The organism is Pseudoalteromonas sp. SMS1, assembly GCF_021530565.1.
GTDB lineage: Bacteria > Pseudomonadota > Gammaproteobacteria > Enterobacterales > Alteromonadaceae > Pseudoalteromonas.
Genome location: NZ_JAKGBI010000009.1, coordinates 137,076 through 148,970, shown reverse-complemented (window position 1 = coordinate 148,970; position 11,895 = coordinate 137,076). Strand labels below are relative to the sequence as shown.

Below are 11,895 nucleotides of genomic sequence, written 5' to 3'. Positions count from 1 at the left end.
ATTTATGGCACTGGCACTAACTCAAGAATACGGCTGATCACTTGGTCTTTTGTGATGCCATCAGCTTGTGCTTCATAGCTCAAAATAATACGGTGTCTAAGCACATCATGTAAAACGGCTTGAATGTCATCAGGTGTCACAAAATCTCGTTGTTGTAACCATGCGTGTGCTCTTGCACATTTATCCAACGCAATTGTTGCTCGTGGGCTCGCGCCCAGTTCAATCCATGCACCCAATTGTGAGTCCAGCGCGGAGGCCTCTCTAGTCGCAATGATCAATTGGACTAAATATTGCTCTAAAGGTTCTGCTAAATGCAATGCCAAAACTTTTTTGCGTGCGTCAAACAGGGTTTGCTGACTAATCGGCGTAAACGAGATTTTTTCGTCACTGAGTGCTTCACCTCTGGTAAGGCGTAAAATTTCTAGCTCAGTCTGTGCGGCTGGATAATCTATATTTAAATGTAATAAGAATCTATCCAGCTGTGCTTCAGGCAGTGGGTATGTACCTTCTTGCTCTAATGGGTTCTGAGTAGCCATGACCAAAAATAGATCTGGTAACCGGTAGGTTGTTTTTCCGACTGTGACTTGTCTTTCTGCCATGGCCTCTAACAAGGCTGATTGCACTTTTGCAGGTGCACGGTTAATTTCGTCAGCCAAAATCAAGTTATGAAAAAGAGGGCCCTTTTCAAAAACAAATTCACTGGTTTGCTGCCGATAAATATCAGTCCCGGTGATGTCAGCAGGCAAAAGGTCAGGGGTAAACTGAACACGTTGGAAGCTGCCTTCGATCCCCGTCGCCAGCGCATTAACTGCGCGGGTTTTAGCGAGCCCTGGCGGACCTTCTACTAGCAGGTGGCCATCAGCCAATATTGCAATAAGAAGTGCTTCGGTTAGGTCTGGTTGACCGATTATTTGTGTATCTAGGTATTTTTTTAATTCAGTAAACTCATTAACTGCCATGCTTGTTTGTCCTTGTTATGACAAATTTGTTGCTTATTTATATGGATTGAAAAGGAAAACTCAAGCTTTTGAGGTGTATTTTCGCTTTTTTTCTTAGACCGCATAATCCGGTTTAGTTCCATATTTTTAATATATTTTTCAGCAGCTTTTTGTATTGTGCAATTTTCGCGCTAAGTTTAATTTGCGCTGTGATTTTACAGACAATTTCTAAATTTCTATTGGCATAACGAGTTCGGTTGTTTAGAATCGGATTAAAATAACAGGTCAGACCTGTCAGCGGGAGAGCAAAATTCATGTCTGAACAAAACATTCTAAAAACAATAAACGGGGACCGTATTGCCATTGTCAGTGGCTTGCGTACTCCATTCGCAAAACAAGCGACTGCATACCACCATGTACCAGCACTAGACTTGGGAAAAACCGTTGTCAATGAAATGCTGGAACGCTTGAATATCGATAAAAAAGAGATTGACCAACTTGTATTTGGTCAGGTTGTTCAAATGCCTGAAGCGCCAAACATTGCGCGTGAAATCGTCCTCGGGACGGGGATGCCTGTTTCTGTTGATGCTTATTCCGTGTCGCGTGCATGTGCGACCAGCTTTCAAGCGGTTGCAAACGTTGCAGAGTCAATTATCGCAGGTCATACGGCTGTTGGTATCGCAGGTGGTGCCGATTCTTCGTCAGTATTACCCATTGGCGTGAGTAAAAAACTTGCAGGCAGCCTCGTAGATTTAAATAAAGCACGTACACTTGGCCAACGGCTTAAGATCTTTTCAAAGCTACGTTTGAAAGATTTATTGCCAGTCCCTCCAGCTGTTGCAGAGTATTCAACTGGTTTGTCTATGGGGGATACAGCAGAGCAAATGGCCAAAACACACGGCATTAGTCGTGAAGAGCAAGATGCGTTGGCACACCGCTCACATTCATTGGCTGCTAAAGCGTGGGATGATGGTTTGTTATCTCAAGAAGTTATGGCTGCACACGTGGAGCCTTACAAAGGCTTTATCGATAAAGATAACAATATCAGAGCGAACTCTTCTTTAGAGGGCTATGCTAAATTACGCCCAGTGTTTGATAGAAAGCACGGCTCTGTGACTGCTGCAAATGCTACCCCACTGACGGATGGTGCAGCGGCGGTATTAATGATGAGCGAAAGCAAAGCAAAAGCCCTCGGTTATGAGATTCTCGGTTATGTACGCTCGTATGCTTTTTCGGCGATTGGAGTACAGGAAGATATGCTGATGGGACCGGCGCACTCGACCCCGCTTGCACTTGATAGAGCAGGCATTGAACTGAAAGACTTAGACTTGATCGAAATGCATGAAGCATTCGCAGCGCAGGCGCTTGCCAATGTAAAAATGTTTGCATCTGATAAGTTTGCGCAAGACAAGCTTGGCCGTAGCAAAGCGATTGGCGAAATTGATATGGATAAATTTAACGTAAATGGGGGCTCGCTCGCGTATGGTCACCCATTTGCAGCAACAGGAGCACGCCTAATCACGCAAAGTTTAAATGAACTTAAGCGTCGAGGTGGTGGATTAGCGCTTACGACCGCATGTGCCGCAGGTGGTTTGGGCGCCGCTTTTGTATTGGAGAGTGCATAAATGTCAGTATTTAGTTATGAATTAAACAGTCACAAGGTTGCGTTAGTCACGATTGATGTGCCTGGTGAAAAGATGAATACATTACGTGATTCTTTTGCCGACGAATTGCTAGAGATCTTAGAGCAGGGCAAAAAAGATGACGTAACGGGTATGGTATTTGTAAGCGGTAAATCAGATAACTTTATCGCTGGTGCAGACATTAAAATGCTTGATAATGCAAACACGCGTGAAGACGCATTGCGACTATCAGAAATGTGTCAGCAAGCATTCTTTAAAATGAAATCATTGCCTTACCCAACTGTCGCAGCAATTCATGGTGCGGCGCTCGGTGGTGGATTAGAGTTTGCTTTAGCGTGTGATTACCGCGTCTGTAGCACTGACGACAAAACCAAATTAGGCCTACCTGAAGTGCAATTGGGCTTGCTGCCAGGCGGCGGTGGTACACAAAGGCTTCCTAAATTGGTGGGTATTCAAAAGGCATTAGAGTGGATGCTTACAGGCAAACAAGTTAGGGCTAAGCAAGCTAACAAAGCAGGCCTAGTTGATGATTGCGTACCACAAAGTATTTTGATGGATGTTGCCATCAAACTTGCGCGAAAGGGTAAACCAAAGCCTCGTAAGCCAAAATTAGACAAGTTGAGTCAGTTATTAGAATCAAACCCGTTTGGCCGCAATATCATTTTCAAGAAAGCACAAGAAAATGTTGAAAAGAAAACAGGTGGTCACTATCCTGCGCCGTTTGCAATTATCAAAGCGGTTAGAGCTTCCGTTGAACTTGATGAGCTCAAAGCATACAAGACGGAAGCTGAAGGTTTTGCTGATTTAGTTATGACCGAAGTTTCTCGCGCTTTACGTGGTATTTTCTTTGCGACAACAGAAATGAAAAAAGAGTGGCAGAGTGACGGTGAGGCGAAAATTGAGCGTGCTGCGGTACTCGGTGGTGGTTTGATGGGCGCTGGTATCGCACACGTGAGTGCGGCAAAGGCAGGTGTCCGTGTGCGTATTAAAGATGTTGCACATCAAGGTATCAGCAACGCTCTAAACTACAGCTATAAAATTTTATCCAAAAAGCAAAAGCGTCGAATCCTATCCAAAGCACAAGTACAGTCGACGATGAATAGCATCACGGGCACCATTGATTACAGTGGTTTCGAGCATATTGATATTGTGATTGAAGCGGTGTTTGAGGATTTAGCGCTTAAGCAGGGGATGGTTGCAGACATTGAGCGAGCGTGTTCACAGAACACGATTTTTGCCAGTAATACTTCTTCGTTGCCAATTGCTCAAATTGCTGAAAAAGCAGCACGTCCAGAAAATGTAATTGGCTTGCACTACTTCTCACCCGTCGAAAAAATGCCGCTTGTGGAAATCATCCCACATGAAGGTACGTCAGAAGAAACAATCGCAAAGACAGTAAACTTCTCTCGAAAACAGGGTAAAACGCCCATTGTGGTTCAAGACAAAGCGGGCTTTTACGTGAACAGAATTTTGGCACCTTATGTAAACGAGGCTGCAAATTTACTGTTGGCAGGTGAGCCAATAGAAAAGATTGACCAGGCATTGGTTGAATTTGGTTTCCCTGTCGGGCCGTTAGCTTTACTCGATGAAGTTGGGATTGACATTGGTTCGAAAATTGCGCCAATTCTAGAAAAAGAGTTGGGTGAGAGATTTAAGGCGCCGAATGCGTTTGAGCGTATGATAAGTAACAAACGCTTAGGTCGTAAGACAGGAAGAGGCTTTTATACATACGAGGGGAAGAAGGGCAAGAAAGTGGATGAGTCAGTCTATGAGCTGTTGGGCATAACCCAAGCGCCAAAACTGAACAAGCAGGAAATTGCCAACCGTTGTGTTGCTCAAATGCTTAATGAGGCATCAAGGTGCCTTGATGAGGGCATTATTGCTTCGGCAAGAGATGGTGACATCGGTGCAATCTTTGGGATTGGCTTCCCGCCATTCCTAGGTGGACCATTTAGCTACATGGACAAGCGCGGTATTAATAAAGTGTGTTCGGAGCTGTCCACCTATGCCACGGAAAATGATGTATTCACGCCCTCTGAGCCTTTAAAAGCCAAAGCTGAGGCCGGTGAAGCTTACTACGGCTAAATTGCCGTAGTCACTGATAAAAAACACCCCGACAATGGGGTGTTTTTAGATACTTTTCATATCCTTTCAACCTACATAACGAGCTGGTCAACCATGCACGCTGGTGTGTTTCATACTCCTATCGAAGGAAAAAATCTTCCCATATAGATGTTGAATTTTAAACACCACATTGCGCGCAGGTAATCTAATCTCCATTAAAAAGCAAATAAAAATAAGGGGTTAGTTTTATGTGTAGGAGATGGGGAGGTGCTTGTTAATTGAAGATTTATCAATTTGCAGCGCTTTACTTTGGTTATTGTTTGTTCAATTCTAATTAGGATTTTTGATAAAGGAATAGAAAATGAACATGCTAAAAACCATCATCCTGTCCACTGCTTTAGTGGGGTCAAGCCAGGTAGTCGCAAGTGTTATTAATTACAGCGCTTACGGTGGCACAAAGGCACAAGCGCAAAGCGCAATTCACAATTATGCCGCTAGAAATAACTACAAAGTTTTGAGTATCAACTGCTTTAACCCTCAAGTTGGTCCTCCTTGGCAGTGTGATGGCCGACTGACAAAGCAAAGTACGACGCCGCCAAGTGGCGAAATCATTAAGGTAGACTCTTGGGGATACAGTGAAGCAAATGCAACCGAAAATGCCATACGCGCTTGGCGAAGAGCGGCCGGTTCAACGAAGACACCAGGTGTATATTGCAAATACTGGGGTGTAGGACCTGGATGGCAATGTTTTGCATCTGGAAGAGCTTAATATTGGTCTTCGATATTATTTATTAATCCCTGTGCTTGTGTAACGGCAATAATGCAGTGCACAAGTTGAATCACCAGTGAGGCAAAGTAAATTGTACGCTTTGCCTTTTGGGTGTTAACATTTTTCTTTTTCTGTTCCCTAAAAGCTGCCGGTTATTTCCCTGTCCTGTGCTTGTCAGATTGAATACAGTGCCAAACTGATCTTTTTGATTCACACCAGAGTACAAGCATTAACGAATTCATTGCTAAAAAATAAGCGATTGTAAGGCAATGTAAAGTTTATTGAGTCATGACTTTATTGCGCACTAAACTAAAGTAGTAATCGTAGACTCTTTAGGAATAGAGAATAATGTGGCAAAACATGGTGCTTGTTGTTGCGGTAACAGGTGTCTTGGTTGGATGTAGTGTAACGTCGCATATTGACGAATCATATCAACGCCAATTAAGCATGCCTAGTACGTGGCAGCAAACGCATACTTTAGGAGATGTGCAGCCAAACTGGCTCGCACAGCTTGAAAACCAGCAAGTGCACGACCTCATCGCACTTGCCTTGAGTAATAACTTTTCTATATCGAGAAAAGCACTGGAAATCGAAACGGCTCGCCAACAGCTAATTATCAGTGGTAGCGCATTGTGGCCAACCCTTGATGTTTCCTTGGACAGTGCAAGGCGAAAATCAGCCAATAGCAGCGAGCTTTCTAATAGTCATTCTCTTAACCTTCAATTGAACTATGAGTTAGATCTGTGGGGCAAATTATCGGCTGAAGAACGTCAAGCGAATCTGAGTGTTATGGCCCGTCAGGCTGAGTTCTTGCAGGAACAGTACAATCTAGTTGCTCAAGTGGTGATCAGTTGGTTCGCAGTCATTGAGGGGCAACAGCAACTTGCGTTATTGCGTCAGCGGCTGGCGCTTGTCGAACAGAATTTAGACATCATTGAGACAGGCTACAAACAGGGATTAAACAGCGCATTAGATGTATACCTGACGCGTAATGAATTCAGTAATGAAAGTGCTAAGGTGGCCCAACAGCAGGCTTTAGTCAGCCAACGTAAAAGGACGCTTGAGCGGCTAGTCGGAGAGTACCCCAGTGCACAGCTCGGCGTGCAATCGGAGTTACCATTGCTAAATTCGAGTATCAATGTTGGTATACCTTCTGAACTAGTAAGTAGGAAGCCTGCACTCTTATCTAGCTGGTACAAGCTACTGCAACAGGATGCAGCGTTGGCTTTTGCTCATAAAAGCCGCTTTCCAAGTATTAACCTCGCGGCTTCTTATGGCCCAAGCGGCACTCAATTCAAAGATGCATTTTCTATGTCGGCTGCCGGTTGGTCTTTACTTTCGGGAGTGTCGGCACCTCTCTTTAATGCAGGCAAGCTAGCGGCCAATGAAGAACTTGCGAGAATTCAGTTAAAGGGGCAGGAGCTTTCCTATCTCGATAGTTTGCAAGACGCGTTCGCAGCAGTTGAAAATGGTATCTCATCTGAGCAAGCTCTGCGCAAACGGTACCAAGAAACACTGATTTCAGAGCAGAATGCTAAGCTTGCGGAACGACTCTCATTCGAGCAGTACCAAAAAGGACTTGTTAGCTATACCACCGTGCTAGATGCCCAAAAACGTTCGTTTGAAGCGCAAAGCAGCCTTATTTCAATTAAAAATGAACTCATTAAAAATCGTGTAGAGCTCCATCTCGCATTGGGCGGAGACTTTAAGTTATCTCGGCCTAAGGAAAACAACCATGAAACCACTTAAAAAGATTATGCTGCCAGTTGTTGTACTGGTTATTTCGATAGGGTTAGTGATGTTTATTACTGCAAACCCACCGAAAGCAAAGCGTGGCCAAGGTAAGCCACAAGCACAGATGAGTGTGGACTTTACGACCATAACCGCGGCTCCATTTACAATGAACATCAGCAGTTATGGGGTTGTTCAGCCACGGACACAAAGCATGTTAGTCGCACAGGTCTCAGGAGAGATCAGTGAAATTAACGACAATTTCAGAGATGGCGGTTTTTTTGAGAAAGGCGAGTTGTTACTGCGAATAGACGACAGGGACTACCTTGCTGAAGTGCAGGTTGCAAAAGCTACATTACTCAGCGCCCAACAAGCTCTACTCGAAGAACAGGCGCGTGGCAAACAAGCAGAATTGGATTGGCAAAGACTAGGCGATGGTACTCAGCCAAGTGATTTGGTTTTACGCAAACCGCAGCTTGCAGCGCAGCAAGCCAATGTACTTTCAGCCCAAGCCAAACTGTCCAAAGCAGAGCTCGCTTTAGAGCGTACACAAATCATTGCTCCTTTTGCTGGGCGCATTTTGAGTAAGAAGGTTGATCTTGGGCAAGTCATTTCTACTAACAGTCAGCTTGCTGAGATATTCGCGATTGATTATGTTGAGGTTAGATTACCTATCAATAACAGGGATTTAGCGTTTCTCACATTGCCAGAGCAGTCAAGAGAAGGGACTAAACACGGTGACTTTGCGCGTGTCGTATTAAGCTCTGATCTTGGCGTTGAACAGCAGTGGGTTGGCAAGATTGTGCGCACAGAAGGCGCGATTAATGAGTTATCACAGCAATTATACGTCGTTGCGCAAATTGATGACCCATACTCAGTGACACAGCAAGACAACTTTGCAATCAAAATTGGTCAATACGTCAATGCTCAAATTGCAGGGAGAACACTCGACGACGCCATTACGATCCCGAACAGTGCCATTTACCAAGGTAGTTATGTATATGTACTTGATGAAAACGATTTGTTGATGCGCAAGGAGATTGTTCTAGCGTGGCAAAGCGATGAAAATGCCATTGTAAAATCAGGCCTAACGGTTGGGATGAGGCTAGTAACGACGCCCTTAGGCCAAGTAAGCTCTGGTACACGCGTTGCGGTGACGAACAAATCTCCTGATCATAGGCGCAAAGAACGCATTGATTGGAATCAACTCAGCGAAAAGCAACAAAGACGAGTGCGAAAAATTGCCAAAGAACGAGGCGTTAGCATCGAACAAGTTCTTGCGGAGAGACGTGAAAAAGCGCAGGAGAAAGGCATATGATCGCTTGGTTTACACGGAACTCGGTTGCCGCCAACTTACTGATGATATCCATCTTAATTGGCGGACTATTTGCTTTATCAACGAAAATTCCGTTGGAAGTGTTCCCGTCATTCGAAACTGACCGGATTAGTATCAGCATGTCGTTAAGAGGGGCAACGCCAGAAGATGTTGAACAGGGCGTGGCAATTCGCATTGAAGAGGCCGTGCAAGACCTTGAAGGCATTGAAAAAATATCTAGCCGTTCAGCGGAAGGTTCCGCAAACGTGACCATTGAGGTAGAAAATGGTTATGACCCGAGAGAAATGTTGGCAGACATAAAGAGTCGAGTTGATGCGATTAATACTTTCCCAGCGGATGCGGAGAAGCCAGTTACCTCACTGGCACAGCGCAAGCGAGACGTCATCACTGTGACTGTAGCTGGCAGTTACGGTGAAAAAGAGACGAGGGAATTTGCCGAACAAGTCAGAGATGATTTGTTGAGAATTCCAGGGGTCACTCAAGTCGAGCTAGATGGCGTGAGAGACTATGAGATTGCCATCGAAGTTAGCCAAGACAAGTTGCGACAATACGATTTAACGATAAATCAAATTGCTGACTTGATAGGTAAATCAAGTGCAGATATATCGGCTGGCAATTTAAAGTCCTCAGGCGGAGACATATTATTGCGATCAAAAGGGCAAGCATATCGGAAAGATGAATTCGCGAATATTGCCATTAAAACAAATTCGGATGGTTCGGTGATTTATTTGTCGGATGTCGCCGCTATTATTGATGGGTTTGAAGAAACACCGGTACGCACACGTTTCAACGGCAAGCAAGCCGCGTTTATAGAGGTCTATCGAATAGGTCAACAAAGTGCCATCGAGGTTGCTGACAAAGTAAAAAGCTACATTGAGGAGCGCCAACACACCTTGCCTCATGGATATGAACTCAGCTACTGGGATGACGACTCAGTCATTGTTAAAAAACGCATCGCAACACTTGCTTCAAATGCGTTACAGGGGGGCATTTTGGTGCTGGCCTTGCTCACGCTCTTCTTGCGACCAGCCATCGCTTTTTGGGTGTTTATCGGTATACCTGTTTCCTTTATGGGGGCGTTTTTAGCGATGCCTTTGTTTGGTATGAGCCTGAATATCATGAGCTTGTTTGGGTTTATTCTAGTACTGGGCATAGTGGTGGATGACGCCATTGTGACAGGCGAAAATATTTACACCCATTTAAATAGCGCCGAATCAGGAGAGTTGGCGGCAATAAAAGGCACACAAGAAGTGGCTACACCAGTCACTTTTGGTATTTTGACGACCGTTGCTGCATTTCTTCCCTTGGCATTTATAGATGGTGTGCGAGGTGCTATCTTTGCACAAATCCCTGTTGTGGTTATTCCTGTATTGTTGATGTCACTGGTAGAGTCTAAATTTGTTTTACCCGCACACCTTAAAAACTTAAAGCTGCGAAAGGATAGGGCAGAGATCAGTCAATTTAGTCGCTTTCAGCAAAACTTTGCAGATGGCTTTGAACGAGCAATATTGAAGTATTATCAACCGACTTTAAAGATGGCCATATCAAATAAGGCCGTGACACTTAGTGCATTTGTTGGCGTGTTTATGATAATCGTCGCGTTAATTATGAGTGGCTGGACCAAGTTCATATTCTTCCCACGCATTCCAAGTGAAACGGTGCGGGCAAATTTAACCTTGCCGACCGGTACACCCTTTGAAGTAACCGCGAAGTATATTGATTTAATGTCTGATAAAGCACAGCAGTTGAAGGATAAGTATACCGACCCAGAAACAGGTGAGAGTGTGATCACGCATATTCTTGCCACCACTGGTGGGCGCGGTGGTGCGTCTAACTCAGGGCGCGTTCGTTTTGAGCTTACACCGCCAGAATCAAGAGCTGTTGATGTAGACTCACGTCGGTTAGTAAGAGAGTGGAGATCGTTAATCGGCCGGATCCCGGGTGCTGAAAGCCTAACTTTTAGGGCTGAGATTGGACGCTCAAGCGATCCAATCGATGTACAAATGACGGGCACATCCCTTGAGGTATTGAAAGAAGCTGCTGAAAAGGTGAAAGTGCAACTAGCGACATTCCCGACCGTATTTGACATTACAGACAGCCTGAGTGATGGCAAAGAGGAGCTCCAAATTGAACTAACAGAGCAAGGCAAGGCGCTTGGTATCACGCGCACGGATGTATCTAGACAGATCCGCAGTGCCTTTTTTGGCGCGCAGGTTCAGCGTATTCAACGCGGACGTGATGATGTGCGGGTTATGGTGCGATTGCCTTTAAAAGAGCGTAGTAATCTCGCTACCCTAAACACGTTACTGATTGAAACACCAAACTCTGCAGCCGTGCCACTTAGTCATGTTGCCACGCTTATTCCGGGGCAAAGTCCTTCAAACATTTATCGTATTGATAGGTATCGCACGGTAAACGTCACTGCTGATATTGAAAAGCAAAATACCAATATGACTGTGTTACAAGAGGAACTCAGAGTATTCTTAGATCAGTTGGTATTGCAGTACCCCGGTGTGACGCACTCGTTGGAAGGGGAAGCGAAAGAGCAGCGTGATTCTTTTGGCTCTTTGGGTTGGGCGTTGCTATTTGTCTTTTTTATTATTTATGCATTATTGGCGATCCCGTTTAAATCTTACATTCAACCCTTGATTGTAATGAGTGTGATCCCATTTGGTCTAATAGGATCCGTTATTGGGCATTGGATAATGTCCATGGAGTTGACCATTATGAGCTTACTCGGCATGCTGGCGCTCATTGGGGTTGTGGTGAATGATTCACTAGTCTTAGTGGATTACATCAATAAGCAAAGGACGAAAGGGAAAGCTGTGATGGATGCTGTGTTGACCGCTGGTGCAGCGCGATTCAGGCCTGTTATGTTGACCAGTATCACGACATTTTTTGGTTTAATGCCTTTGCTGTTTGAACAAGAAACTCAGGCGCAGTTTTTGATCCCAATGGCGGTATCTTTAGGGTTTGGTATTGTTTTTGCCACCTTCATCACTTTACTGCTGGTGCCTGTAAATTATCTAATAGTGGATAAAGCCCAAAGTTTTGGCAGCCTACTCAAATTAAAGACCGTATAAGCCTTTCTGCATAACTGGTATTGTACATCCCGCTGACACTCTGGGGGGATGTACAGTATTACCAGGCTGGCCTGCTTCTCGCTCACCAATTCAACACACCGCTTTGTCATTTGAACTCCCCATTTTATACCGTTATTTCCAGAGGTCGTTCGGAACAAATTACACCGTTCTCATATAATTAGAGCGCTATTCATTTTACAGCTGTGTGGTATTAAAAACTATCGCGTTGTTATTTTTTACGATTATGTTTAATGATATGTAAATAAAATAAATATCATAATTATCAGTGCTATAAATGTGTTTTTTGCGTTATTTAGTGAGGGGGTGGTAT

7 protein-coding genes are annotated in these 11,895 nt (G+C 44.5%); 6 read left to right on the top strand and 1 reads right to left on the bottom strand.

Annotated elements, in window-relative coordinates:
- Window positions 1-2 precede the first annotated feature (2 nt).
- On the bottom strand, window positions 3-959 hold the full coding sequence (locus L1286_RS12240) for an AAA family ATPase (RefSeq protein ID WP_235407335.1): 957 nt from the start codon (window positions 957-959) through the stop codon (window positions 3-5).
- Between the two features lie 293 nt (window positions 960-1,252).
- Between L1286_RS12240 and fadI the strand changes: the two genes are divergently transcribed.
- From fadI to L1286_RS12210, 6 genes are all read left to right on the top strand, one after another.
- Entirely contained in the window at window positions 1,253-2,563 is a 1,311-nt protein-coding gene (fadI, locus tag L1286_RS12235) for an acetyl-CoA C-acyltransferase FadI (protein ID WP_235407334.1), read from the top strand.
- Complete coding sequence (fadJ, locus tag L1286_RS12230; protein ID WP_235407333.1) at window positions 2,564-4,666, top strand: fatty acid oxidation complex subunit alpha FadJ; 2,103 nt, start codon at window positions 2,564-2,566, stop codon at window positions 4,664-4,666.
- Between the two features lie 340 nt (window positions 4,667-5,006).
- A complete protein-coding gene (locus L1286_RS12225) occupies window positions 5,007-5,414 on the top strand; it encodes a hypothetical protein (protein ID WP_235407332.1) in 408 nt (135 codons plus the stop codon).
- A gap of 348 nt (window positions 5,415-5,762) precedes the next feature.
- Window positions 5,763-7,163, top strand: a complete 1,401-nt coding sequence (locus L1286_RS12220) for a TolC family protein (protein WP_235407331.1) — start codon at window positions 5,763-5,765, stop codon at window positions 7,161-7,163.
- A complete protein-coding gene (locus tag L1286_RS12215; protein WP_235407330.1) occupies window positions 7,150-8,463 on the top strand; it encodes an efflux RND transporter periplasmic adaptor subunit in 1,314 nt (437 codons plus the stop codon). The genes L1286_RS12220 and L1286_RS12215 overlap by 14 nt, the downstream gene beginning before the upstream one ends.
- Window positions 8,460-11,564 carry an efflux RND transporter permease subunit gene (locus L1286_RS12210; RefSeq protein ID WP_235407329.1) on the top strand — a complete coding sequence of 1,035 codons (3,105 nt, stop codon included), beginning with the start codon at window positions 8,460-8,462 and terminating at the stop codon, window positions 11,562-11,564. The genes L1286_RS12215 and L1286_RS12210 overlap by 4 nt, the downstream gene beginning before the upstream one ends.
- Window positions 11,565-11,895: the final 331 nt, after the last annotated feature.

Coding starts and splice junctions, on each gene's coding strand:
- L1286_RS12240 (WP_235407335.1), bottom strand. CDS start 959: ATGGCAGTTAATGAGTTTACTGAATTAAAAAAATACCTAGATACACAA.
- fadI (WP_235407334.1), top strand. CDS start 1,253: ATGTCTGAACAAAACATTCTAAAAACAATAAACGGGGACCGTATTGCC.
- fadJ (WP_235407333.1), top strand. CDS start 2,564: ATGTCAGTATTTAGTTATGAATTAAACAGTCACAAGGTTGCGTTAGTC.
- L1286_RS12225 (WP_235407332.1), top strand. CDS start 5,007: ATGAACATGCTAAAAACCATCATCCTGTCCACTGCTTTAGTGGGGTCA.
- L1286_RS12220 (WP_235407331.1), top strand. CDS start 5,763: ATGTGGCAAAACATGGTGCTTGTTGTTGCGGTAACAGGTGTCTTGGTT.
- L1286_RS12215 (WP_235407330.1), top strand. CDS start 7,150: ATGAAACCACTTAAAAAGATTATGCTGCCAGTTGTTGTACTGGTTATT.
- L1286_RS12210 (WP_235407329.1), top strand. CDS start 8,460: ATGATCGCTTGGTTTACACGGAACTCGGTTGCCGCCAACTTACTGATG.